This is a genomic window from Aquimarina besae, assembly GCF_042434905.1.
Classification (GTDB): Bacteria; Bacteroidota; Bacteroidia; order Flavobacteriales; family Flavobacteriaceae; genus Aquimarina.
The window spans coordinates 4,061,186-4,086,936 of record NZ_CP170199.1; the positions used below are offsets into that span (position 1 = coordinate 4,061,186).

General features: G+C 34.2%; 26 protein-coding genes and 2 tRNA genes. 14 read left to right on the plus strand and 14 right to left on the minus strand.

All coding sequences use genetic code 11. The annotated features are described in order from the left end of the window. The first annotated feature begins 24 nt into the window (after positions 1-24). Genes ACE94K_RS18030 through ACE94K_RS18040 form a run of 3 tightly spaced genes read left to right on the plus strand, consistent with a single transcriptional unit; the run spans position 25 to position 1,903 of the window. Positions 25-789, plus strand: coding sequence for a Rossmann-like and DUF2520 domain-containing protein (locus ACE94K_RS18030; protein ID WP_378175614.1), 765 nt, complete (start codon positions 25-27; stop codon positions 787-789). After that, a complete protein-coding gene (locus ACE94K_RS18035; protein WP_378175617.1) occupies positions 773-1,297 on the plus strand; it encodes a KdsC family phosphatase in 525 nt (174 codons plus the stop codon). Before ACE94K_RS18030 ends, ACE94K_RS18035 begins: the two co-directional genes overlap by 17 nt. A 33-nt stretch (positions 1,298-1,330) precedes the next feature. Next, positions 1,331-1,903, plus strand: a complete 573-nt coding sequence (locus ACE94K_RS18040) for a non-canonical purine NTP diphosphatase (RefSeq protein ID WP_378175620.1) — start codon at positions 1,331-1,333, stop codon at positions 1,901-1,903. Here ACE94K_RS18040 and ACE94K_RS18045 read toward each other — a convergent pair. Next, complete coding sequence (locus tag ACE94K_RS18045; RefSeq protein WP_378175623.1) at positions 1,900-2,535, minus strand: type II CAAX prenyl endopeptidase Rce1 family protein; 636 nt, start codon at positions 2,533-2,535, stop codon at positions 1,900-1,902. The two genes, ACE94K_RS18040 and ACE94K_RS18045, sit on opposite strands and share 4 nt — an antisense overlap. A 1,050-nt stretch (positions 2,536-3,585) precedes the next feature. Here ACE94K_RS18045 and nhaC point away from each other — a divergent pair. Next, positions 3,586-5,070 (plus strand): Na+/H+ antiporter NhaC, encoded by a 1,485-nt coding sequence (nhaC, locus tag ACE94K_RS18050; RefSeq protein ID WP_378175626.1) that lies wholly within the window; start codon positions 3,586-3,588, stop codon positions 5,068-5,070. Positions 5,071-5,129: 59 nt separating this feature from the next. Here nhaC and ACE94K_RS18055 read toward each other — a convergent pair whose 3' ends face one another. Next, entirely contained in the window at positions 5,130-5,525 is a 396-nt protein-coding gene (locus ACE94K_RS18055; protein ID WP_378175629.1) for an acyl-CoA thioesterase, read from the minus strand. Positions 5,526-5,614: 89 nt separating this feature from the next. Between ACE94K_RS18055 and ACE94K_RS18060 the strand changes: the two genes are divergently transcribed. The 4 genes from ACE94K_RS18060 (at position 5,615) to ACE94K_RS18075 (ending at position 8,046) form a co-directional block, all read left to right on the plus strand. After that, positions 5,615-6,244 carry an NAD(P)H-dependent oxidoreductase gene (locus tag ACE94K_RS18060; protein WP_378175631.1) on the plus strand — a complete coding sequence of 210 codons (630 nt, stop codon included), beginning with the start codon at positions 5,615-5,617 and terminating at the stop codon, positions 6,242-6,244. A gap of 69 nt (positions 6,245-6,313) precedes the next feature. Next, a complete protein-coding gene (locus tag ACE94K_RS18065) occupies positions 6,314-6,523 on the plus strand; it encodes a thioredoxin family protein (protein WP_378175634.1) in 210 nt (69 codons plus the stop codon). A 28-nt stretch (positions 6,524-6,551) separates the two neighbouring features. After that, positions 6,552-6,770 carry a hypothetical protein gene (locus ACE94K_RS18070; protein WP_378175637.1) on the plus strand — a complete coding sequence of 73 codons (219 nt, stop codon included), beginning with the start codon at positions 6,552-6,554 and terminating at the stop codon, positions 6,768-6,770. Between the two features lie 85 nt (positions 6,771-6,855). After that, positions 6,856-8,046 (plus strand): DegT/DnrJ/EryC1/StrS family aminotransferase, encoded by a 1,191-nt coding sequence (locus tag ACE94K_RS18075; protein WP_378175641.1) that lies wholly within the window; start codon positions 6,856-6,858, stop codon positions 8,044-8,046. Between the two features lie 6 nt (positions 8,047-8,052). On the opposite strand, the gene ribB is transcribed toward ACE94K_RS18075, so the two are convergent. The 6 genes from ribB to tpx all read right to left on the minus strand — a co-directional run bounded on the left by ribB (position 8,053) and on the right by tpx (position 15,289). Next, the gene (gene ribB, locus ACE94K_RS18080; RefSeq protein WP_378175644.1) at positions 8,053-9,204 is read right to left on the minus strand and encodes a 3,4-dihydroxy-2-butanone-4-phosphate synthase; all 1,152 of its coding nucleotides are present in this window, start codon (positions 9,202-9,204) and stop codon (positions 8,053-8,055) included. A gap of 68 nt (positions 9,205-9,272) precedes the next feature. Beyond that, positions 9,273-11,123, minus strand: a complete 1,851-nt coding sequence (locus tag ACE94K_RS18085) for an LptF/LptG family permease (RefSeq protein ID WP_378175647.1) — start codon at positions 11,121-11,123, stop codon at positions 9,273-9,275. A gap of 74 nt (positions 11,124-11,197) precedes the next feature. Next, complete coding sequence (locus ACE94K_RS18090) at positions 11,198-11,830, minus strand: outer membrane lipoprotein carrier protein LolA (RefSeq protein ID WP_378184314.1); 633 nt, start codon at positions 11,828-11,830, stop codon at positions 11,198-11,200. A gap of 43 nt (positions 11,831-11,873) precedes the next feature. Further along, positions 11,874-14,348 carry a DNA translocase FtsK 4TM domain-containing protein gene (locus ACE94K_RS18095; protein ID WP_378175650.1) on the minus strand — a complete coding sequence of 825 codons (2,475 nt, stop codon included), beginning with the start codon at positions 14,346-14,348 and terminating at the stop codon, positions 11,874-11,876. A gap of 67 nt (positions 14,349-14,415) precedes the next feature. Continuing rightward, positions 14,416-14,784, minus strand: coding sequence for a diacylglycerol kinase (locus ACE94K_RS18100; RefSeq protein ID WP_378175653.1), 369 nt, complete (start codon positions 14,782-14,784; stop codon positions 14,416-14,418). A 4-nt stretch (positions 14,785-14,788) separates the two neighbouring features. Then, positions 14,789-15,289, minus strand: a complete 501-nt coding sequence (gene tpx, locus ACE94K_RS18105) for a thiol peroxidase (RefSeq protein WP_378175656.1) — start codon at positions 15,287-15,289, stop codon at positions 14,789-14,791. Positions 15,290-15,424: 135 nt separating this feature from the next. Between tpx and ACE94K_RS18110 the strand changes: the two genes are divergently transcribed. Next, a complete protein-coding gene (locus tag ACE94K_RS18110; protein ID WP_378175659.1) occupies positions 15,425-17,515 on the plus strand; it encodes a T9SS type A sorting domain-containing protein in 2,091 nt (696 codons plus the stop codon). Positions 17,516-17,586: 71 nt separating this feature from the next. On the opposite strand, the gene ACE94K_RS18115 is transcribed toward ACE94K_RS18110, so the two are convergent. From ACE94K_RS18115 to ACE94K_RS18125, 3 genes are all read right to left on the minus strand, one after another. Then, positions 17,587-17,844 carry a DUF6952 family protein gene (locus ACE94K_RS18115; protein ID WP_378175661.1) on the minus strand — a complete coding sequence of 86 codons (258 nt, stop codon included), beginning with the start codon at positions 17,842-17,844 and terminating at the stop codon, positions 17,587-17,589. After that, the gene (locus tag ACE94K_RS18120) at positions 17,825-18,139 is read right to left on the minus strand and encodes a thioredoxin family protein (protein WP_378175664.1); all 315 of its coding nucleotides are present in this window, start codon (positions 18,137-18,139) and stop codon (positions 17,825-17,827) included. Before ACE94K_RS18120 ends, ACE94K_RS18115 begins: the two co-directional genes overlap by 20 nt. An 83-nt stretch (positions 18,140-18,222) precedes the next feature. Further along, the gene (locus ACE94K_RS18125) at positions 18,223-18,861 is read right to left on the minus strand and encodes a peroxiredoxin (RefSeq protein ID WP_378175667.1); all 639 of its coding nucleotides are present in this window, start codon (positions 18,859-18,861) and stop codon (positions 18,223-18,225) included. 264 nt (positions 18,862-19,125) lie between these two features. Here ACE94K_RS18125 and ACE94K_RS18130 point away from each other — a divergent pair, with 264 nt between their 5' ends. From ACE94K_RS18130 to ACE94K_RS18145, 4 genes are all read left to right on the plus strand, one after another. After that, complete coding sequence (locus ACE94K_RS18130) at positions 19,126-21,372, plus strand: response regulator (RefSeq protein ID WP_378175670.1); 2,247 nt, start codon at positions 19,126-19,128, stop codon at positions 21,370-21,372. A gap of 103 nt (positions 21,373-21,475) precedes the next feature. Next, positions 21,476-22,645, plus strand: a complete 1,170-nt coding sequence (locus tag ACE94K_RS18135; protein WP_378175672.1) for a trans-sulfuration enzyme family protein — start codon at positions 21,476-21,478, stop codon at positions 22,643-22,645. Position 22,646: 1 nt separating this feature from the next. Then, positions 22,647-23,363: a bacillithiol biosynthesis deacetylase BshB1 gene (gene bshB1 / locus ACE94K_RS18140; protein WP_378184316.1), complete on the plus strand. Its 717-nt coding sequence runs from the start codon at positions 22,647-22,649 to the stop codon at positions 23,361-23,363. Between the two features lie 58 nt (positions 23,364-23,421). Beyond that, a tRNA-His gene (locus ACE94K_RS18145) sits at positions 23,422-23,497 on the plus strand. 63 nt (positions 23,498-23,560) lie between these two features. On the opposite strand, the gene ACE94K_RS18150 is transcribed toward ACE94K_RS18145, so the two are convergent. Further along, on the minus strand, positions 23,561-24,613 hold the full coding sequence (locus tag ACE94K_RS18150; protein WP_378175675.1) for a M28 family metallopeptidase: 1,053 nt from the start codon (positions 24,611-24,613) through the stop codon (positions 23,561-23,563). 166 nt (positions 24,614-24,779) lie between these two features. Here ACE94K_RS18150 and ACE94K_RS18155 point away from each other — a divergent pair. Further along, positions 24,780-24,864: transfer RNA gene (locus ACE94K_RS18155), tRNA-Ser, on the plus strand. A 200-nt stretch (positions 24,865-25,064) separates the two neighbouring features. On the opposite strand, the gene ACE94K_RS18160 is transcribed toward ACE94K_RS18155, so the two are convergent. Both ACE94K_RS18160 and ACE94K_RS18165 read right to left on the minus strand, forming a co-directional pair. Then, positions 25,065-25,463, minus strand: a complete 399-nt coding sequence (locus tag ACE94K_RS18160) for a DUF2452 domain-containing protein (RefSeq protein WP_378175678.1) — start codon at positions 25,461-25,463, stop codon at positions 25,065-25,067. Positions 25,464-25,466: 3 nt separating this feature from the next. Further along, positions 25,467-25,745: a TIGR03643 family protein gene (locus ACE94K_RS18165; RefSeq protein ID WP_378175681.1), complete on the minus strand. Its 279-nt coding sequence runs from the start codon at positions 25,743-25,745 to the stop codon at positions 25,467-25,469. Positions 25,746-25,751 lie beyond the last annotated feature (6 nt).

Consider the following 25,751-nt stretch of genomic DNA (forward strand, 5'->3'; position numbering starts at 1 on the left):
AAGTATCTTCCTTATTTTAGCCAAATGAATTCTATAGTTCTTCTTGGTGCCGGAAATGTTGCGCAACACTTGTATACCGCTTTTTTAAACCAAAAATCGGTCGAGGTTATCCAATGTTATAACCGAAAAGGTATCAAACTACATAAAGACCAGAAATCTGACACAATCACAACCGACCTAACAAAATTAAAGGAGGCAGATTTATACATTCTGGCAATCAGTGATGATGCCGTAGAAAAAGTCTCTAGTGCGTTACCTTTTATGGATAGATTAGTTGTTCATACTTCAGGGAGTGTTCCTATGAAATCTATAGACAATAGGAATCATCCGGGAGTTTTTTATCCTTTACAAACATTTAGTGCTACTAAAAAAGTAGATTTCAATAAAATCCCTTTTTGCATTGAAGCGGAAAGAAAGACAGATGTAGTTTTCTTAAAAAAACTTGCCTCTATGTTGTCTCAAAAAGTATACGACATCTCTTCTGATCAAAGAAATTTATTACACGTGGCAGCAGTATTCGTCAACAATTTTACCAACTATATGTTTTCTGTAGGCAGTGAAATATGTACTGAAAATAATGTTCCTTTCGAAATTTTACATCCACTAATACAAGAAACAGCAAAAAAAATACAGGAGATAGCACCGGATAAAGCCCAGACGGGACCTGCTGTTCGTAATGATTCTCTAACTATAGAAAGACACTTAGGAATTCTAACAAACGATTTACAAATACAACTATACAAAACGCTTACCAAAGCAATAAAATCTAAATATGGAAAAGAGCTATAAAGAATATTTACAACATATTACTACGTTTATCTTTGACGTTGATGGTGTTCTAACCAATGGAACGGTAATCATTAATACCGACGGAGAATTATTGAGAACTATGAATATTAAAGATGGATATGCATTAAAAACTGCAGTGCAGCAAGGGTTTAACGTATGTATTATATCAGGAGGAAAAAATGAAGGAGTCAGGAAAAGATTGGAAGGATTAGAAATTAAAGATGTTTATCTGGGCGCACATCATAAAGTAGATCAGTTAAACGAATACATGGATAAGAATGGCATTAAAATAGAGAATGTTTTATATATGGGAGATGATATTCCAGATTTACCGGTGATGAAAATGGTAGGATTGCCCACTTGTCCTCAAGATGCCGTTGCTGAAATAAAAGAAGTCTCAAAATATGTTTCCTTTAAAAAAGGAGGTAAAGGTTGTGTAAGAGATGTGATCGAACAAGTGCTTAAAGTACAAGGAAAATGGATTGAAAATTATGATGCTAAAGCCTAAAGTACTAAGTAAAGTTAAAAATTTATACCCGAAATGAAATTAGTATTTGCCACCAACAATCTTAACAAGCTAAAAGAAGTACAGGTCCTAATACCTTCATATATTCAATTACTAAGTTTAGCAGACATAGGTTGTACCGAGGATATACCCGAAACGTCTCCTACAATAGAGGGAAATGCAATACAAAAAGCTGAGTACATCAAAAAAAAATTTGGCTATGATTGTTTTGCAGATGATACCGGATTAGAGGTGGAGGCTCTTGATGGGGCTCCCGGTGTATACTCTGCGCGATATGCCGGACAAGCAAAAGATGCTAACGCCAACATGAATAAACTTCTGGACAACCTAAAAGGTAAAGAAAACAGGAAAGCACAATTCAAAACGGTAATTGCACTTATCATAAATGGGAATTTAGAAACATTTACAGGTATTTGTAAGGGAATGATTACCAAAGAAAAAAAAGGTGATCAAGGTTTTGGATATGATCCTATCTTTTTACCTGAGGGATTTAAGAAGACTTTCGCAGAATTACCACTCAAAGAAAAGAATACTGTGAGCCATAGAGCAAAAGCAGTAAAAATACTAGTAGAAGTTCTAAATCGTTAATCTGCACCAGGAAACGCAAGCATCTCTCCCATTCCTACCGTAAATAACCAATTACCATAAATTGCGTGCTCAATAGAGACTAAAGTTGTAGATTTTGTTTTCTGATAGGTAAATGCAAATAATAAACCTCCTAAAAATGTGAGCAATTGCACCAAGAAACTTCTTAGAAACAAATGTGCTAGTGAAAAAAGAACCGCATTTATAAAAATAAACAGCCATTTATTATCAATCAAACTTTCATACCTATTATAAAAAAATGTTCTATAGATAATTTCTTGAGGCCACACGGACAAAAATGTATAAACAAATAAAATAATAACCCATAAATAGGGCTTCTTAATAACAACAGAAAATAATTCATCCGGTGCTACCCAAAAAACATATAAACTTGTCACAATTATAACGATAGCCAACTTTATCACCGTTTCTCTCCAAAAGGGTTTCCAGATGGATTTATCGGGAAAATTCAATTTTAAAAGTCCTGATCTCTTTAAATGAAGTAAAATATAAACAAAACCAGCAATGGTTAATACAACTTTTATCGGTAATGGATAAGGATATAAAAAACTAACGGGAAGTAAAACAAATAGAAATAATAACTCTAATCCACGAGTAAATGTAGGCTGCATCATATTGATTTTGTACTAATTTCAACATAAAAAATGAAAAAGCCTGTTTTTTAACAAATAAAAAAAGCCTCTGGGCAAGAGGCTTTTAATTTAAGAAATCAAATTTGGGGAATATTCGATTTACAATTTTGGGGTAATTACTGCTGGTATTGGGGGATACCATAAAAACTAATTCAAATTATATCAATCATTAACAACACTTCAAAAGTACATCGATGATTAAGAAAAGTATTAAAATTATTATATTAAAAATCATTAAATATCGATAAAATACATATTTAATCGATTAAAAACATTTTATATACTTAAATCCTATTTAAAAAGTTAGAAAGGTTTAATTCCTTTTTGATGTTTTTTTGGTGCATCTATGCCTTATTTCCAGAAATCTTATGAGATAGCAAGAAAGTGAATAAAAAAAGCCTCTTGGGGTATGAGGCTTATAAGTAGGTAATTTGGGCAAAAAAAGTTTAGTTCTCTAAATTTTCGAGTATTCTAATTATTTGGGGCGAAACATTAAAACTATTTCAATTAGTAACTCTTATCTTTCACACTTCAAAAGTATAGCATCCAACACTTTATCTTACAAAATTAATATTCGATAATTCACAAATAATCGATTAAATACGTTTTTAATCGACTAAAAACATAGTTTCATATATTTTTAATTCTTTTTAAGATTCATTTACTTGAGAACATAAAAAAAGCCTCATTTCTGAGGCTTCGTACTTTGTCAAATTTAACTTTGGGGGAAATTAAATTTGTCGGGGTAAAAACGTAAACAATCAATTCCAATTCTTCTCTTTCACTATATATTTAATTTCTTGATATCTATTTTCAATGGTTCAAAGATATTTTGACAATACCTTTTTACAAAAAGCACTTTGCAAATATACATAAAAATATCGATTAAAAGCAAATTTTATCGATAAAATGTATTTTTAACTTTTTAGAATTAAATTTTACTTCTCGATTTCATAATTAAACGAGGATAATACGTTGCATAGATTTTATTAATATCGTAACATTACATCCTTAAAATTTCGAATACTATCTATGGAAAGTCAAAACATCACTCCTACTAACCCCCAAAATGAAGAAATTATTGAAAACAAAGAACTAAACATTTGGGAAGCTCTTATTCCTATCATTGCACTTGTGGGAATGTTGTTTTACAATGTTTACTTTGCGTTTGGAGATGATGCCTTAAGCGGAAGTAACCAATTTATACTTCTACTTGGTGCTGCAGTTGCGGCAATGGTGGGTTTTTTTAATAAAGTATCCTACAAACAAATGATGGAAGAGGTAGCTCGAAATGTAAAATCTACCACCGGAGCATTACTTATATTATTAATGGTAGGATCCTTGGCAGGAACGTGGTTAATTAGTGGTATTATACCCACAATGATTTATTATGGATTACAAATTCTTAATCCTACGATCTTTTTAGCGGCTTGTGTAATCATTTGTGCCATTATCTCAATTGCAACAGGTAGTTCCTGGACAACCTCTGCAACCGTTGGTATTGCATTAATTGGTATTGGAGATACGTTGGGTATTTCTTTAGGTATGACTGCTGGTGCGGTAATTTCCGGAGCTTATTTCGGCGATAAAATGTCTCCTTTGTCTGATACTACAAATTTGGCTCCTGCTATGGCGGGTGGAGATTTGTTCTCTCATATAAAATATATGACTTACACTACGGTGCCAACTATTATTATAACGCTCATAATTTTCATAATTATTGGTTTTACATTAGATACTTCTGGTACTCCGGAAATTAGCGAACAACTAGCTGCTATAAAAGGTGCTTTCAACATTTCACCTTGGCTCTTTATAGTGCCTGTAATTGTAATCGGCCTTATTATAAAAAAAACCCCTCCGTTAATCGCGCTTTTAGCTGGAACATTACTTGGTGCCATAGCTGCAATTATTGCACAACCGGATATTGTGATGAATATTGCTGGTAGTGAAACACTTGACTTTAACTCAGCTTACAAAGGTGTAATGAAAGCTATGACCGTAGACACCGCTGTAGAAACCTCTAGCAAAGAATTGAATGATCTGTTTACGGCTGGGGGAATGTCCGGAATGTTGGGTACTATTTGGTTAATTGTATGTGCAATGGTGTTTGGTGGTGTTATGGATGCTATTGGTGCACTTGCCAGAATCAGTAAAGCCTTACTTAGCTTATTTGATTCGGTATTTGGTCTTTTTGCGAGTACGGCTTTTAGCTGTGTAATATTAAATGCCACAGCATCGGATCAATATTTAGCGATTGTGGTTCCGGGTAGGATGTATGCCAAAGCATTTAAGGATAAAGGACTTGCTCCTGAAAACTTAAGTAGAACCCTGGAAGATACTGGGACAGTGACTTCTGTATTAATACCATACAATACTTGTGGTGCTTACCAAAGTGGTGTACTGGGAGTTCCGGTTATAGATTATGCATTCTATGCATTTTTCAATTGGATGAGTTTCTTTATGACCTTAATCTTTGCGGCTTTCAAAATTAAAATCAAACAATTGGGAGATAAATAACAAAATGTTTAATACCAAATATATAAAAGTGCTCTCTTATAGCGAAAGCATTTTTTTTATTACTGATTATCAATAATTGGGATAGGTTTCTTATTATTATCAATAGCTACAAACTTGAACAAGCCTGAAACAGCTATCTCACGATCATAGCTATACATTTCCTCTTTATAAATATCAACTTTTACCATACAACTAGTTCTACCTACCTCATAAATTTTGGCTACTAATTCTATGATCGTACCTTCTGGGATTGGTGTTGAAAAATCTATTTTACCGGTAGAAATTGTCACTACTTTCTTCCTGCTAAATCGGGTGGCACATATAAAAGAAACTTCATCCATTAGTTGTAAAGCGGTTCCGCCAAATAATGTTTCATAATGATTGGTTGTATTAGGAAAAACAGCTTTAAAAATTCTGGTTTCAGACTTTTGGATCAATTCGTCTATAGTATTCATATAAGGTGATATAGTTTTTTCTTATTAATTTCTTGATTAAAGGTAAATCTTATACCTGTATCTTTGTGATATATTTTTAAAAAACTGAAATGAAAATTATTGATAGCCTGCAATGGCGGTACGCTACAAAAAAATTTGATAATACCCGCTCACTACCTCAGGAAAAAATAAACATACTAACCGAAGCTTTTAATCTTACCGCAACTTCATATGGATTACAACCATTAAAACTGGTGGTTCTACATAACAAAGAAGTACAAAAAAAGCTAACAGAGCATTCCTGGAACCAGCAACAGGTAGCAGATGCTTCACACGTGTTGGTTTTTTGTATTGAAAACACTGTTGGAGAAGCATATATCACTAAGTATTTTAATCATGTAAAAACCATTAGAAATACAGATGAAGAAATCCTGAGACCTTTTAGGGAACAATTAGTAGATTCCTTTAAAAATAAGCCCAAAGAAGAAGTGACTAACTGGGCTGCAAAACAGGCTTATCTTGCCATGGGAAACTTACTAACCGTTTGTGCCATTGAAAAAATCGATGCTTGTCCAATGGAAGGTTTTATACCTGAAAAATATGATGAAATTCTAGGCCTTAAGGAGATGGAACTTACTTCTGTTTTAGTCTTGCCTGTTGGCTATCGCGCTAATGATGATATGTTTGCGGATTTCAAAAAAGTAAGGAGACCTATTAAAGAAACAATAATCAACTTATAACCAATAACTTGGCAGGATATTTGGTATGATAAAAATGTTATATTTTTGCTATACCCAAAACATAATCCAATGAAAAAAGTAATTCTGTTTTTATCCCTTATAATAACTACAATCCTATTCGGACAAGAAAATGAGTTACAGTGGTTAACCGATTTTGAAGCTGCTAAACAAGTTTCTAAAGATACCAAAAAGCCTATTTTAATGTATTTTACAGGTAGTGATTGGTGTGCTCCTTGTATGATGCTGAAAGAAGATTTTTTTTTCGACAGAAAAATTTAAAAAACAATCCCAAAACCTAGTATTACTAATGGTGGACATCCCAAGAAGAATGGACATCATTTCTGATGAACAACTAAAAGCTAACAAAAAATTACTTGGAAAATATAATAAACAAGGTGGTTTTCCAAACATTATTGCTTTAGACCATACCGGTAAAGTCCTAGGCAATCAAGGTTCATACAGTTCGTCATTAAGAGATCCCAGCAGGTATTTTAATTTTGTAACCATGATTGTAGATAACTACTAGATAAAAGATACAGTTCGCTGTTTATAATCAAAACTCTTTTCGGTATTTTTGCCGTAAAGAGTTTTTTTAATTTAACACTGCACCTATGCCAGGATTCGAGCTATTTGGAACTGAAGAAAAGAAAGAAGTTCAAGATGTACTAGATAATGGAGTTTTAATGCGATATGGTTTCGATGGGAACCGTAATGGACACCACAAAGCTCTGGAGCTTGAAAAGGATTTAGCCACCAGAATGCAAACATCATACGCTCAGGTCGTATCCAGTGGTACGGCTGCACTAACAGTGGCACTAGCATCTGCAGGTGTAGGTTATGGAGATGAAGTAATTATGCCAACTTTTACATTTGTAGCTAGTTTTGAAGCCATATTATCGGTTGGGGCCACTCCTATCTTATGTGATATTGATGATACCTTAACGTTGGATCCAAAAGCGGTCAAAGAAGCGATTACACCTAAAACTAAAGTGGTGATGCCAGTACATATGTGTGGTTCTATGGCAGATTTAAAAGCACTAAAGTCCATTTGTGATGAACATAATTTACTTTTGCTTGAAGATGCTTGTCAGGCTATCGGCGGAACTTATGAAGGAAAACCTCTGGGCAGTTACGGAGACCTAGGTTGTTTCTCATTTGATTACGTAAAAACAGTGACCTGCGGAGAAGGTGGTGGATTGATTACAAATTCTAAAATATTTGCAGAGAACGCGCATAAATATCAAGATCACGGACATGATCATATCGGGAATGATAGAGGAGCAGAAACACATCCTTTTCTAGGATATAATTACCGACTTTCAGAATTAAATGCTGCAGTTGGTATTGCTCAATTAAGAAAATTAGATCATACCTTAGCACTACAAGAAAACAATTATTCAATACTAAGGAATGCGTTATCTGCTATCTCGCAAATAACATTTAGAAGAGTTCCCGAAAACGGAGTTGAAAGCTATGCCTTTTTAAATATTTTCCTACCTACCGAGGAATTAGCAAGAAAAGGTCACAAAGCACTGAGTGAACACGGAATTGATGCCTGTTTTTATTGGTTTGACAACAACTGGCACTATTACAGAAAGTGGGAACATTTATTAGCACCAAAATCTTTAAATAGACTTTCTGCAGAACAACAAGCCGGTTTACAAAAAAACAATAGATCTTTTGATACCAGTGACGCCTGGATGGGGCGAACTATATCCTGTCTAATCAAAGTAGGTTGGTCGGAAGCTGAAGTAAAAGAAAGAGCTGCAAAAATGATTATAGCACTACAAAGTGTTTTGTAGAAAACACTAATAATTAACATACTCCACGATTTCTAATCCATATCCTATCATCCCTACTCTCTTTTGTTGTACGGTATTTGATACTAATCTTAGTTTGTGAATATTAAGATCATGTAGGATCTGTGCACCAATTCCAAAATCTTTGGTATCCATTGCTATTTTTGGAGCTTTTGCAATATCCTTACCGTTTTGAGCTTCATTCAAAGCTTTTAGTCTATTTAATAAATTAAAAGACTGGCTTTCTTGATTAATAAACACAATGGCACCTTTTCCTTCGTTATTGATACAGGTAAACATCGCATCTAATCGTTCATCAGCATTGTTTGTTAGGGTTCCTAATATATCATTATTAAACAAGGTCGAATTGATTCGAGTTAACACAGGTTCATTATCTGCCCAACTTCCTTTGGTTAAGGCAATATGGATTTGATTATTTGTGGTCTGTTTATATGCTCTTAATCTATATTTCCCAAATCGGGTGACAATGTCAAAATCTTCTTTCTTTTCGATTAAAGAATCATGTTGCATACGATACGCTACCAGATCTTCTATGGAAACCAATTTAAGATCATTCTTTTTAGCAACTTCTACCAATTGAGGAAGTCTGGCCATCGTACCATCTTCATTCATAATTTCGACGATCACACCCGCCGGTTGTAATCCTGCTAATCTTGCAAAATCAATAGCCGCTTCAGTATGTCCGGTACGTCTTAACACACCACCTTCTTTTGCTTTTAACGGAAAAATATGTCCTGGTCGCGCCAACTCGTTCGGTTTTGTTTCAGGATCAATTAAAGATAGTACGGTTTTTGCACGATCACTTGCAGAGATACCTGTGGTGACTCCGTTACCTTTTAGATCCACAGAAATCGTAAAAGCAGTTTCCATTGGATCCGTATTGTTGTCGACCATCATGTTTAATTTCAGGTCTTCGCAACGTTGTTCGGTTATCGGAGTACAAATCAATCCACGGCCATGAGTTGCCATAAAATTAATCATCTCCGGAGTTACCTTTTCGGCTGCTGCCAAAAAATCTCCCTCATTTTCTCTATCCTCATCATCCACTACGATAATCACTTTTCCCTGGCGAATATCCTCGATAGCTTCTTGTATGGTATTTAACTTGATTTTATTTTTAGTCTCCGTAACCTGTGACATAGCAATGCAATTCTTATTTTAACAACAAAGGTAATTTATATAATGCGTAAATGGAAAAGTATCCAGAATTATCTGATTTTATTCAAATCTCTCTTTACTCTTTTCTTATATGAAAAATATACTAATGGATATAGCAGAATACCCAATACGTGAAACAATAGTAAAGACGGTCTATCAATAATTCCTATTAAGTGCTTGTAAAAATTCTTAAGATTAAAATAAGATTTTAGAGAGAATATCAAGTATGCAATAATTCCTATACCATTAAAAAGCAATAACATCACTTTATTATCTACCGAATCTCTTGACACTAAAGCTATCACTACATTAACTAAGACTAATATTATAAAAAGTGTAATTGTCAGAGATGAATATTCCTGAAAGTTATCTTTATGTTTTTCTGCGGCAATAATGGTATTCTCATCAAGAACGATATCCAACTTTTGGTCTTCCTTAGAAGCGTATTGATCTTCTCGTTTTTTAATCTTATTGGATTTCTTCTCAAAAAAGTCTCGTATCGGTTGCACCAAGATATCAAAACTTACAAATCCTCGATCCCTGGTTGCTCTATAGGTTAGAAAGATGCTTAACGGAAATATAATAAAGGTAGATAACCAAGACCCTACAAACGGAGGAATTCCTCCCTCTTCTGCCCCATTTTTAGCAAAAATTCCTATAAAATGATAAGTAAGAAATAATACCACTCCGATAACAATTGGTAATCCTAAACCTCCTTTTCTGATGATAGCACCTAATGGAGCACCGACAAAAAATAATAGTACACAGGCAATACCCAAGGCATATTTGTCATGCAATGACATTTCGTATTTATTAAGCGCCCTTTTTTTAACTTCCAGGTTTCTTTTAGCACTTTGTATTCTTCTGATAACGCCATCTACATTAGAAAAGGCTAAATTGTATATCTGTGATTTTTGCTTTACACTAAAACGATCATTAATTAGGTCTAAAGTATCAGTAGTTGCTTTTTTGAGCGTGTCAATTTTTAAATTTCGGTTTAATTCGCTAAAACCGTTTCTTCTGTTTACGTCATCCTCTGCGGCCCTTACCTCATCGTTTACCTGTATTGATAAGGTATCTATTTCATTTCTTAGCCCATTAACGTTAAGCATATTAAACCCTTTGCTATACTGCTGTGCATCCATATCTACGTTATCTAATGATGATAAATCGATATTAAGCACATATTGCTTAAAATACGTTTTGGCAAAAGGTAATTTTTTTCTTTGTTTAGGAGATTTTTGCTGAACCTCTGTGTAATAATTTCCATCGTTGAGTACCAGTGTGATCAGATCAGAATCTATACTGCCCTGTAATTCTCCATCGGTAGCTTTAATTACAGTAAAATTTCCTGCCCTGGCTTCCTTTTTATGGATAATTACATCTTTGATAAATTGATCATTATCGCCATATTTTTCAGAGACGCGTATATTGATATCTCCCAAATCATTAAACTGATTGGGAGTAATGACCATCGCAGGTTTGACCTTTACAATATTTTTTCTAAGGTTCACAAACTTTCGTTCTGAATTCGGAATCACAGTATTTGAAAAGAAAAACGCCCCAATCCCTAAAAAAAACATGAAAACTGATAATGTTCTCATAGCCCGTTGTAATGATATCCCTGAGGATTTCATTGCTGCAAACTCATAATTTTCTGCAAAATTACCAAAGATCATTATCGAGGTAAGTAAAATTGTGAGTGGCAATACCATCGGTATTAACCTAGGCGTAGCATAAGTTAGAAACTTTATTATTACTGAAAAATCCAAATCTTTTCCTGCTAACTCTGATATAAACAGCCAAATGGTCTGCAATAACAGAATAAACATGATGATAATGAAAAGTGGAAAAAACGTCTTTAAAAAAGTCGTTAGAATATATCTGTCAAGTATTTTCACCTATTTGCTACTAAAATAAATCCCGAAATCTTCGGGATGTGTATAAACTATAATTTAATGCTTCAATATTATGACTAATCTAAACGATTAATGTAATAATTACTGTACTTTGATTCGTCAAAAACAAACAACGTATTAGAAAGCGGTTGATTTGTTTTAAAACTATTGACTGTAATGGTAATGTTGGTTCCGTTATTTTGCATTAGAATCAGCTTATAAATATGCTTTGTTTGTTTATCAATTCCTAATAAAATCTCTTTTAAATCACTATTAGAATCAATAGGAGTTAATTTTACAAACTGAATTTTTCTTCCTTGCACATTTTGTACAATATCCATTTTAGATGTATATCCATCTTCATAAAATGTAAGCATTTTGGATGGGGTAACACTCGCCTCATCCTCCGGGCTTTGAGATGAAATATTAATTTCTTCATCTTCTGGTATAATAATGTGTAATTTTTTTCCATCATACATTTGCTCAGTTCCCATCAGGTTCAATACATATTTATCTCCTAATAAGGTTACATCCCCCCTAGTTTCCTGAGACACATTTTCTGCAGGGTTATTCAGGGCGTATTTGAACCCGATTACGATATTATCATAACTTCTCACCTTTGCTGACACTTCATCCAAAAGTGGTTTTGCATCTTGTGCTTGAGTTTTGGTAATAATTAATGCAACCACTAAAAATAATAATCTCTTTATCATCTATATATTTCTAAATATTAAATTTATTTTTCGTAAATCTCTATTCGGCATCTAATAACTGTTTCAAGGCTACCAAATCTGTCACTAAAACTTGTCGAGCTTTACTTCCTTCAAAAGGTCCTACAATACCGGCTGCTTCTAATTGATCAATCAATCTTCCGGCTCGATTATAACCTAATTTTAATTTTCTTTGTAATAAAGACGCAGAACCTTGTTGCGCTGTGACAATAACTTCTGCTGCCTCATTAAAAAGCTTATCTCTATCATTTATATCTATATCAAGACTTGTGCCACTTTCTTCTCCAGAATACTCTGGTAACATATAAGCATCAGGATAGGCTTTTTGGCTTCCGATATAATCCGTAATCCTCTCTACTTCAGGAGTATCTACAAAAGCACACTGTATCCTTACTAAATCGTTTCCTTGTGTATATAACATATCTCCCCTACCAATTAACTGATCGGCACCACCAGTATCAAGAATTGTACGAGAATCTATTTTAGAAGTCACCCTAAATGCAATTCTGGCCGGGAAATTGGCCTTAATCATTCCGGTGATCACATTTACAGAAGGTCGCTGAGTTGCAATGATTAAATGTATCCCAATTGCCCGAGCTAACTGCGCTAACCTGGCAATAGGCGTCTCTACTTCTTTACCCGCAGTCATAATCAGATCCGCAAACTCATCTACAACAAGTACTATGTATGGTAGAAATTTGTGACCATTCTCCGGATTAAGCTTTCTAGCCCTAAATTTTGCATTATATTCTTTGATATTACGGACCATTGCATTTTTCAACAAGTCATATCGGGTATCCATCTCTATACATAGAGAATTGAGGGTATTAATTACTTTATTATTATCGGTAATAATAGCCTCTTCGGTATCTGGCAGTTTGGCCAAATAATGACGTTCTATTTTATTGAACAGCGTCAATTCTACTTTCTTGGGATCTACTAAAACGAACTTTACTTCAGCGGGATGTTTTTTATACAATAATGATGTAAGTATTGCATTAAGTCCTACAGATTTACCTTGTCCCGTTGCTCCTGCCATCAACAGGTGAGGCATTTTAGCTAAATCAACTACAAAAGTTTCATTCGAAATAGTTTTACCTAAAGATAAAGGCAATTCCATTTCGGCACCCTGAAACTTTGAAGAGGCAATTGCTGAGCGCATAGAAACAATCGTTGATTTCTTATTAGGCACTTCGATACCAATAGTACCTTTACCAGGAATAGGTGCAATAATTCTAATACCCAACGCGGCTAATGATAATGCAATATCATCTTCGAGATTTTTAATTTTAGAAATACGGATCCCCGCTTCAGGAACGATTTCATACAAGGTAACTGTGGGTCCTACGGTTGCCTTAATCTGGGCAATCTCTATCTTATAATTTTTAAGTGTTTCCACAATCCGATTCTTGTTCTCTTCTAGTTCTCCCTGATCAATGGTGATTCCTCCATTTTGAACCGAGTAATCTTTCAATAAGTCAATAGTTGGAAACTTATAATTACCTAATTCTAACTTCGGATCAAACTCACCAAAATCTTTTACCAATTTAGCACTTAGATTCTCCACTTCCTCTTCCTCTACCACCGTTTCTACTTCCATTGCGATATCCTCCGGATTATCTTCGGATTTTATAATCAATTTTTCAGGGATCTCACCGGATTGATTCTCAGGATTTCCATAAAATTCATTTACGGTAGTTCTTGAAGTTTTAGGTGTTTCTTTGGAGTTAGTAAGCGAAGTCTTATCAATAACCTTCTCTGTGACTGGATTAACTGAAAGATCCATGGTATCACCAGAAGATAAAGTTTCTTTATCTATTACTTCGTCTTTTTGGCTTACAACACTCTTTGTTCCATTTATCTTTTTTGCTGCCTGATAATCTTTTGTAATCTCTGTTTGTGTCTTTTTTAGAGAAGCTGAAATTTTTTCAGGCGTATATCTTAAACGGACCACTATATACACTATAGCAAAAAATGCCAGTACTAAAACAGTACCAATAAATCCAATATAATCCTGCATAAAGTCATTCACCTCATATCCAATAACTCCGGCAAGCAATCCGCTTCCTTTTTGTACAAATCCAAAAATTACTGAGATCCATAACATTACTAGGGTTCCCCAAAACCAGAATCCTGCAAGTTTTCTTCTATTTAAGTCAAAAAACAAATATACCCCTGTTAAGGAAATCAAAACCGGAAGAATCAATGCAGATATGCCAAAACCTCTAAATATAAAGAAATCACTAACCTTTGCTCCGGATATGCTCAACCAATTCTTAGCAGAAGCTGTTCGATTAGGAAACTCGGAAATTTCACTTTGATCAATTTTCCAATTAAAGAAAAAAGATACAAATGCAAAGAATAATGCAATCCCTAAAAAAAACAAAAAACTACCTAAAACAACTTTTTGTTGTCTTGATAACTTCCATCTTTCTTTTAAAGGAGTTTTTGGTTTTTTAGCAGTTTTCCTTTTTGTTGTTACCTTTTTTTTTACCATTTTTTGGGTGTGTTATCGCAAAAATACGAATATCTATAATGGAACGTAGAAATGCCAAAAAAATTTTCTAAAATAGATAAGGCAGATATATAATACAACCAATAACAACCGCAGTTATAGCGGCAATAAAAACGGCTCCGGCTGCTATATCTTTGATAAAACCAATTTTATTATGAAAATCTGGGTGAATAAAATCAGCAATTGCTTCTATCGTTGTATTCAGCCCTTCTATACTCATGACCAGACCAATCGCAAAAGTTTGTAAAATCCATTCTGTTGCTGTGATATTTAAATAAAAACCCAAGGCTGTCATAATGATTGCTATGACAGCCTGAACCTGTATACTGGGTTCGGTTTTAAGTAATAATAATGCACCCTTGAGCGCAAACCCACAACCTCGTAATCTTCCAATAATAAACTTTGAGATTTTACTCATACAATTAAACCAACGTCTTTATAGCATCAGCATAGTTAGGTTCTTGCGCGATTTCCGGTACTTGTTCTGTATGAATGATAGCACCTTCTTCATCAACTACAACTACCGCCCGCGAATGGAGCCCTTTCATCGGGCCATCTATAATTTCCAAACCATAATCTTTTCCGAACTTTCCATCTCTAAAATCTGAATGGTTCACCACGTTTTCTAAACCTTCTGCTCCACAAAACCTAGCTTGAGCAAATGGTAAATCTCTGGATATACAAAGTACTTTGGTATTTTCTAAATCGCTAGCTTCTTTATTGAACTGTCTAACAGATGCCGCACAGACTCCCGTATCTATCGAAGGAAAAATATTAAGAACAACTCTAGAGCCTTTATAATCTGATAGTTTTGAAACCGATAAATCAGTATTTACTAATTCAAAATCCGGTGCTTTCTCTCCGACCTTTGGTAATTCTCCGCTTGTGTGTATTGAGTTTCCGCCTAGTGTTATTGTAGCCATAATAGTAAGTTTTAGTAAATGATAAAAATACCTTTGTATTTTCTTCCTCAATTTTACACATATCAAAAGAAATAAAAAAATTTTTAGGGCTTTTCTAATCTCAAATGTTTTAATTAAAACTTACTTTATTAAATTATGAGAAACTTACAACTATTAACCAAAGTATTTTTTTTGGGTCTATGCATAAATGTATGTGCACAAAAAACTCCCGATCAGATCGCACGAGAATGGATAAAAAACAACCAGAGTCAACTAAAAGTTACTACCGAGGAAAACTTTTTGTTACGAGCCTCTAGAAGTAGTTTATCAGGTCATACTTTGCGCTATCAGCAAACCATAAGCGGAGTTCCTGTGTATGACACAGAAATTACAGTGCACGTTTCTAAAAAGAACAAAGTAACTCATGTGGCAAATAATTATGATTCTAAAGTGGCAAAGATCAATACTACACCATCAGTATTTAAAACCTCGGCATTGGATATGGCAAAAACACATATCAATGCACAAGGAAATTTTTCTAGAGAAGAATCTAAATTATATGTTTACAATAAACAGGGGGACACTCGACTAGTATACGTAAATAAAATTAGTGCCACTTTGCCAGTTGGATATTGGGAAGTCATTATTGATGCGCAAACCGGAGAAGTACTCAAAGCTGAAGATGTCTCTATAAAAAGAAACCCTAATCTAAAACCAAAAATTAATCGTAATAAATCGAAAAATCCAATTCGAGAATCAAAAAACAATTCCTCTAAAGAGAATACTGCAGTTTCTTTCTTGGTAGATGGAACGGGTATGATCTTTGATCCTGACCCGTTATCAGCTACTGGGCAAACATATGGAGGTTCTTATGCAGATAACAATGACGCAACTAATCCTCAATTAGATGCTGCCAGATCTTCTGTGATATTAAAAGATTTAGATTTTACAGGAGGAATCTATACTTTAAAAGGTCCGTATGCTGAGATAAAAGATATTGAAGCTCCAACTAAAGGTTTATTCACTCAGAATTCTCCTGATTTCAATTTCAACAGAAATGATGATGCTTTTGAAGCGGTTAATTGTTACTATCATCTTGATAAAAGTCTTAGGTATATTAATGAAACTTTAGGTATTTCATTGGTCTCTACATTTAACGGAGGTGTTGTAGAGTTTGATCCAAGTGCATGGAACGGTGCAGATCAGTCGTCTTATGGCGGAGGTCAGTTAAATTTTGGAGAAGGTGGTGTCGACGATGGGGAAGATGCAGATGTTATTCTTCATGAATTAGGTCACGGATTACATGACTGGATCACTAACGGTTCTCTATCTCAGGTAGAAGCTTTAAGTGAAGGATGTGGCGATTATTGGGCGCAATCCTACAAACGCAGTTTAGGGCAATGGCAATCCTCTGACGCTTCTTATCATTTTGTATTCGGATGGGATGGTCATAATACATTTTGGGGTGGCAGAACAACAGATTATAATGCCCAGTATCCCAATGATCTTATTTCAGGGTTTGCCCACGCGAATGGACAAATTTGGTCTACAAGCTTGATGCGGATTTTTGATATCATAGGACGTGAAAAGACAGATAAAGCCTTTCTAGAAGGACTGGGAATGACCAACAGTTCTACTAATCAGGAAAATGCAGCAATTGCAGTAAGACAAGCCGCCATCGATATGGGATATAGTTGTGCAGATATAGATGTATTTACTACTGAGTTTACAGCAACCGGATATAACTTACCAGCTATTCCATTGACTATAAATTGTCCCGAAGATCAAACAACCGGTACAGATCTCGGATCATCTACCTATACAGTTCCAGATTACACAGGAATGGCGAATGCAGTAAGTACAGGATGTAACGCAACTATTTCGCAAAATCCATCTCCGGGCACAACAGTATCGGAAGGTGTTCACACCATCACATTAACAGCGACCGATGGAACTACCGCTGATTGTACATTTCAACTTACAGTAGATGCTGTTTTAAGTGTAGATGATTTCGTGATTACTTCAGGTGCCATCTTACATCCTATTCCTGCATCAAATACGGTCACCTTAGAAGGTAAATTTGCAAAAGAAGAAATTTTACATATTTATAACCTAGTCGGACAAAGAATGATCAGTATAAACATCTTAGACAATACTACTAAAATTGATATTTCTAAGTTATCAAGGGGCGTTTACTTTGCAAGCTTTAAAGATCAAAAGGGAATCATAAAATTCATTAAAAACTAAAAGCTTTATTAAAAAAATGCTGTTTTCATTATAATGAAAACGGCATTTTTTTAATTCTATTTTAACATCGTTTATGTATCGATAGATCCCATAACTCTTTGCATAAAACTATTTAGAGCTTCTTTTTTAGGAGTACCAGTTTTGATCATTTTATGAACCTCTATCGCACCGTACATATTGGAGATTAACTCTCCTATGACATCTAACTCTTCATCTTTTAATGAAGGAACTTCGGTTAACGCTTCCAACGTTTCAATGGTTTCTACCAGAAAGTCTTCGTCATTTTCTTCAACGAAAGATGTAAGGTGTTTAATTATTGGTAACTTCATCGACTAATTCTTTTAAAACGTCAAATTTATTTGTTTGAACCTGATTTACAAAAGTTCCATTTTTAAAGGTTGCAAAAGTAGGAAGGTTATCTACTGTTGCCATTTTTCTTGATTCGGGATATTTTTCAGCGTCTACTATTATAAAAACAGTATTATCATTTTCTGATGCCAGTTTTTTAAATTTTGGCTTCATAATTCTGCAATTACCGCACCAGGTTGCAGAATACTGAACTATTACTGTAGTGTTTTCGTTTACCACATCAGCTAAGTTATCCGTATGTAACTCTTGAACCATTGTTTACAATTTAAATAGTTAAAAATAAGCTTCTCACGATTAGACATCCTGAGAAGCTTATAAAAGGATGATTTTAAATTTTTTTAGTGAGAGGCTAAGTAAGAAGCTACTCCGTCTCTGTTAGCAGACATTGCATCTTTTCCTTCTTCCCAGTTAGCTGGACATACTTCTCCGTTTTTTTGAACATGTGCATACGCATCAATTAATCTCAAAAACTCAGCAACATTTCTTCCCACTGGCATATGGTTTATACCTTCGTGAAAAACAGTTCCTTCTTCATCGATTAAATAAGTAGCTCTATAAGTTACATTATCTCCTTCTACGGTTACTATGCCTGTTTCTTCATTATATGTCTCGTTGGTGATATCCAATATCCCTAATGTACTGGAAAGATTACGATTTGAATCCGCTAGTATTGGATAAGTAACTCCTTCAATACCACCGTTGTCTTTTGAGGTGTTTAACCACGCAAAATGAACTTCAGGAGTATCACAAGAAGCACCAATTACGATTGTATTTCTTTTTTCAAACTCTGCTAAAGCTTCTTGAAAAGCGTGTAATTCTGTTGGACATACAAAAGTGAAATCTTTTGGATACCAAAAAAGTAAAACTTTTTTATTGTTATTTCTAGCCTCTTCTAATACGTTGAGCTTAAAAGTATCGCCCATATCATTCATCGCATCAACATCAAGATTTGGAAATTTTTTACCTACAAATGCCATTTTTTGTTTTTTTCTGTGATTAATAATTTTTCAAGTGGCAAATATACATCTCATAATTGAACTCCGGAATAGCAGTAATTTTAATTTTCTATGCGTTCATAGTTTTTCCTAATGGACTTAATTTCCTTCACGTTTTATCAAAAAATCTTACAAAAAAAGAAAAAACCTTACATAAATTACGGATTAATAGTCCTTTTTACACGATGATTTACACTTTGTACGAGGTATTTTTGTATTTTCGCTTTAACCAATGACTAAAAATTAATGTTGAGAAACTTTCTTAATCAAATAGTTACATTGCTAATTGTATTTATTGCATTAAACACAATGGCTCAGACTCCGTTAGATGGAAGTAGTATTCAATCACATATTGAGCAAGCCGAAATTCTTCTGGAAGAATACAAATATGAAGAGGCCTTAGAAAAGGCTCAGATTGCTTATAAAACTGCAAAATATAACGACGATGAAAAAAATCTGGCAAAAATTCACGATATCATTGCCAGAGTTCATGAATTAAACGGACAGGAGAGTGAAGCAATAACCAATTACACTACAGCAAAAACCTACGCCTCAAGCTCTAAAACAATTTATTTAAAAGCCAAACTTTACAACAATTTGGGTAATCTATACATTCGTAGCGATTCCACTAAGTATAAAGGTATTGATCATTATAAGAAGGGACATGAAATAGCTAGGGAGATAAAGGACACCTTGCACATGGTCAACCCTTTATTAAATCTTGCCGAATACTACATTAATAATAATGACTATAAAACCAGCGATGAATATCTGACCAAGGTAAGAGCGTTAATTGGTGAGGATATGAATATAGCAAGTCCCCAAAAAACCAGATTAAGCAATCTACTTGGAAAATATTTTTTAAGCGTAAGAAGATATGAAAGAGCCGATGAACACGTAGAAAATGCAATTTCAGTCGCCCAGGCAGAAATTGATAACCCGGATAATAAAAAAAGTCTTGTTTCCAGATATCATTCGGAACTAGCGACCTCTTATAATACCAAATATAAAATTTTTAAAGCTCAAAAAGAGTTTGAACAAGCTGCTCCATTCTTAGAAAAACACTATGAAAACCTCTCTATGTCGGAAGATCTAAAGAAAGAAATTGATCTACAACGAGCGATTATAGAATTTAAGGTGGATCAAATGCAGGATCAAGTAGAACAAGCCAATAAAAAAGATGATGAAAACTATTCTAAAGAAATCAAATGGCAGATTAGCATCATTCTTGGTGTTGTTTTGATATTAATCTCATTAGCGTTCTTAATCAGTTCGTATAAAAATAATCTACAAAAGAAGAAATTAAATAATGATCTTATTGAGAAAAACAAAGAATTAGTGAATGCCAAAGAAACTACAGAACAGGTTTCTACACTAAAATCTCAATTTATATCTACGGTTAGTCACGAATTAAGGACACCGTTATATGGAGTAATAGGTCTTACTTCTCTTCTTATGGAAAATCCTGAAGAGAAAAAGAAAAATGAATACCTAGAATCTTTAAAATTCTCAGGAGATTATTTACTTGCACTGATCAATGACGTATTACAACTTAGTAAAATTGAAACGAATGAAGTGAAACTAGAAAAGGTTTCATTTGACCTAAGATCACTTATAGAAGGTATAGTAAATTCACTGCATTCCAAACAAAAAAACAATAACAATACCGTACATATTGACATAGATCCAGCTGTCAAAACAACTTTACTTGGTGATTCTGTAAGGTTATCACAAATACTAATTAATCTAATTGGTAATGCCCTAAAATTCACTAATAATGGAAATATTTGGATCAAAGTAAAATGCCTTGATTATCAAGATCATCATTACAAATTACGTTTTATTGTAAAAGATGATGGCATTGGTATTCCGAAAAGTAAGCAGGAGACAATTTTTGACAATTTTGCTCAGGTAAAAAATCAGAATCAAGAGTATGAAGGTACCGGACTTGGATTAGCTATTGTAAAAAAACTTATTCATCTGCACAAAAGTGAGATTTATATTAATAGCGAAGAAAGCATTGGTTCAGAATTCACTTTTGACCTGAGCTATGAAAAAGCTATCAAAGAACAAGATATTTCTTCTAAAACCGGAGAAAACATTAGTATCGGTACCACTAATTTTAACATTCTTATAGTGGATGACAATAAAATCAATCAAATTGTTACCCAGAATATTCTAAAGAAAAAAGGATACACTTGTAATTTGGCCAGTAATGGAATGGATGCTATAGACATGGTAAAAAGCGAAGATTTTGATTTAATTCTTATGGATATCAATATGCCAGAAATGAATGGCCTTGATGCAACTACTGTTATTAGAACTTTTAATACTCATATACCCATTATTGCATTAACTGCAGTTGAGGAAGGAGAAATTAGAGATCAAGCATTATCTGTAGGAATGAACGATGTAATTATCAAACCATACGATACGCAGCAGTTTTTTCAAACGATTATGAAGAATATTTCTAAAGTAAAATACATAAATTAATACCCAGAGTCCATTCTGGTCTCACAATTATTCTGTTAAAGCGCATCTTATTTAATCGTGAATATATTATTTTAGAGCACAAATTCTAGCTTAATACACGAACATGAACTCAAAAAAGATCGGTTTTAACACCATTTGTACTCATATTGGGGAAATTGAAGACACCCAATTTAAAGGAGCCATATCACCCATTTACTTATCCACATCATATGCGTTTGAAGATGTAGACATTAAGAGATATCCCCGTTACTTTAATACTCCTAACCAAGAAGCATTATGCAAAAAAATAGCGCGGCTGGAAAAAGGCGAAGCTTCTCTAATTTTTGGAAGTGGAATGGCTGCTATAAGCACTGCTCTTCTAGCTTTTCTAAGAAAGGGAGATCACATTGTACTACAGCGAACACTTTATGGCGGAACTGCTAATTTGGTCAACGAAGAGTTCAGCAAATACGGTATAGAATATTCGTTTGTAGATTCTCAAGATGCTCGCGGATTTGAAGATAAAATCAAAGAAAACACTAAAGTAATTTATATCGAGACTCCTTCTAATCCTTTATTGACAATTACGGATATAAAAGCCATTTCAGATTTAGCAAAAGCGAAAGGGATTATTACGATGATTGATAACACCTTTGCTTCTCCCGTAAATCAAAACCCTATAGAATTAGGTATAGACATTGTGATACATTCTGCCACAAAATATCTAGGAGGCCATAGTGATATTTTGGCAGGTGCTGTAGTATCTTCAGAAGTATATATAGAACAAATATTTCAATTAGCAAAAAATCTGGGAGGTAGCTTAAGCGATTTCACTGTTTGGATGTTAGAACGAAGCATTAAAACGTTAGGATTAAGAGTGAAACAGCAAAATAAAAATGCTAAAAAAATGGCAAAATGGCTGGATAAACATACTGATATCAAAGCTGTTTATTATCCAGGACTAAAATCACATCCCGATTATGAATTAGCTAAGAAGCAAATGAAAGGATTTGGAGGTATGTTGTCATTTGAATTGAAGGAAGGTTTGGACGCCAGTAAATTTCAAAAGGAACTTAGACTAATAAAAAGTTCTATGAGTTTAGCGGGTGTCGAGAGTACTATTTTGTCTCCAACACTTACCTCTCACGCCTTACTCACAGAAGAAGAAAGAAAACACCAAGGAATTGGAGATGGACTACTTAGATTTAGTGTTGGTATTGAAGAAAGTGAAGATTTAATCGAGGATATTGAACAAGCATTACAAAAAATTAAAATATTAGAACTTGAACACTAATCTGAAATTAGATATACTGGCAATCGGAGCTCATCCTGATGATGTAGAATTAAGTTGCTCCGGAACCTTAGCAAAAGAAGTTAACCATGGTAAAAAAGTAGGAATCCTTGATTTAACCCGTGGAGAATTAGGAACTAGAGGCACTCCTGAATTAAGAGATCAGGAAGCAAGAGATGCAGCTGATATTCTGGGGATATCTATAAGAGAAAATCTTGGATTTAAAGATGGTTTCTTTATTAATGATGAGTCGCACCAGCTTGAAATCATTAAGGTCATAAGAAAATTTAAACCAGAAATAGTACTTTGTAATGCGGTTAAAGATCGACATATAGATCACGGAAAAGGAAGTAAGTTAGCGAGCGATGCCTGCTTCTTATCTGGTCTTCGAAAAATAGAAACTTCGGTTGACAGTAATACACAAGAGGCATGGAGACCTAAAAAAGTATACCATTATATTCAATGGGAAATCCTGAAACCTGATTTTGTTGTGGACATTAGCGGATATATGGATAAAAAAATGGAAAGCGTAATGGCTTATAAATCACAGTTTTACGACAGTAACAGTAAGGCTCCATCAACACCAATATCCAGTAAGAATTTTATAGAAAGTGTTCGGTATCGAGCAGCAGATCTAGGAAGAATTATAGGTGTCGAATACGCAGAAGGATATACTGTAGAGCGTTATCCTGCGGTGGATTCAATTTTTGATTTAATTTAATTTAATTTTTTCTTTTGTAAATAGAAGAAATAGCTTATTTTTGCAGCCGAAATTAAATGGTGGTTGTAGCTCAGTTGGTTAGAGCGCCTGATTGTGGTTCAGGAGGTCGTCGGTTCGAGACCGATCTTCCACCCTTTACAAAAAAAAGACTCTGTAGTTACAGAGTCTTTTTCGTTTAACTATTTTTTAGAATGGTCTTATTCTTTTCCTATACCATCTACAACTAATCTTTTTTCTCTGTTTGCTACTTCCCAGGCGGTATAAAAAATTAACTTGGCTCTTTTTGTCATCAGATCATACTCAATCTTATCAGGTGTGTCTGTTGGTTCGTGATAATCCTCGTGTACCCCATTAAAATAAAAAATAATAGGAATGTTGTTCTTCGCAAAATTATAGTGATCACTTCGATAATAAAAGCGATTAGGGTCATCCTTTGCATTATAAGTATAATCCAAATGTAATTGTGTGTATTTCTCATTTACTTCCTCACTTAGATTATGTAATTCGGTACTTAATCTATCACTGCCTATTAAATACACATAATTATTCTTGTCTTCCGTTTGATGATCTTGATCTATTCGACCAATCATATCTATGTTTAAATTGGTTATCGTATTCTCTAAAGAAAAAACAGGATTTTCAGTATAATACTTAGACCCATACAACCCCTTTTCTTCACCGGTTACGTGCAAAAACAATACAGATCTTTTAGGTCCTTGACCATTCTTGGCTGCCATTGCAAAAGCCTCTGCTATTTCCAAAAGACTTACTGTTCCTGATCCATCATCATCTGCACCGTTATAAATATTGCCTTTACTATCTACACCAACGTGATCATAATGCGCAGATAAAACAACAACCTCATCCGGTTTTTCGCTACCTTTTATGTAGGCCAGTACATTTTCTGAAGATTTAATTCCTCCTCTAAAATAACTTTCGGGTATTTCTTGGTAGTAGTTATCTCCTCCCATTGGGGAAGGAATATTCATTTTTTGATATTGTTCTTTTAAAAACTCTGCAGCTTTTTTTTGCCCGGGTTCTCCTGTATCTCTCCCTTCAAAATCGTCTCCTGCAAAAGTATATAAGTAATTTTTAAGCTCCTTGGATGTTATGGTCTCGGCGTAGTAAGCGACATCTAATTTATCTTCTTTTGCCTTTGAAGAACCAGAACTTCCGGTATTGGATGAATTTTGGGAACTACCACAAGAATACAGAATAGATACACCTATTGCAATTAAAATGTTTCTCATTGATTTCTTTTTATAACACATGCAATATACAGATTTAGGAGGAGATCATTTTGCGAATGTTTTCTTAAAAATTTTACATAAAATATTTCCAAAAACTTTCTTAGAATTAAAAAAGGTTGTTATATTTGCACCCGCATTCAGGAAATATCTGATGAGACTAAACACTGGAGAAATGGCAGAGTGGTCGAATGCGGCAGTCTTGAAAACTGTTGAGGGTCACACCTCCGGGGGTTCGAATCCCTCTTTCTCCGCAAGTAAAACGCTTCAACCGATGGTTGGAGCGTTTTTTTATGTAAAAACTCAAACATCGTTTAAAGTTTAGGAATAAAATAAAAAAACGTGCTTATTACTAAAGACGTAATTTTCAGGGGCTACATTTATTATATTTTTTTGAATTACCAAAGAAGTGAGACAAATGAATAATTGATTCACTGTATTATTCCAATAAAGCCTAGAGTTGTTCCCACATTTTATCTGCATTTAATCGAAATGTTCCTAAATGATCAAAACTACATTCTATTGGAGCTATGATCGATAAAAATGGTTCTTGCTTAGCATCACGGTATAAATGATAAGTTTCTCCCACAATAGGTTCAAAAGTAAATTTAGCGTTATACACCAGATTATTATATTCAAATTGCTCCATCAAAACATCATATTGCGCTTTGAGTTCGTCATATTTGGCTTTTACTTGCTTATTAACTTTGTGCACGTTTGTGTTTTTCCAAGCCACCGTATCCGGAATTGTTATCTTGGGCGCACCTACATCAGTTGCATAAGGTTTTAACGCTGCATCATAACGTTCTTCTTCTTCATTATAAACTACCTGATCGGGTTTTTTTCCACTCATCTTTTATCTTTTTGAAATTTTGTTATGCGTTATCTGCTTTTGCCTGGAACATTTAAATCTTCCTTCTTCAAAAATACGTTTTTTAAGATGTTTTGTTTTACGACCCTGCACTCTTTTACGCCACATTCTAAAACTTGACGGTTTCATTTCCTTACGCATCAGGCTAATAACTTCCTGTTCTTTAAGGCCAAATTGCATTAAAATCGCATCAAAGGGCGTACGATCTTCCCACGCCATTTCTATTATTCTATCTATATCCCTTATTGTTAATTCCTTTTGCATTTCAAT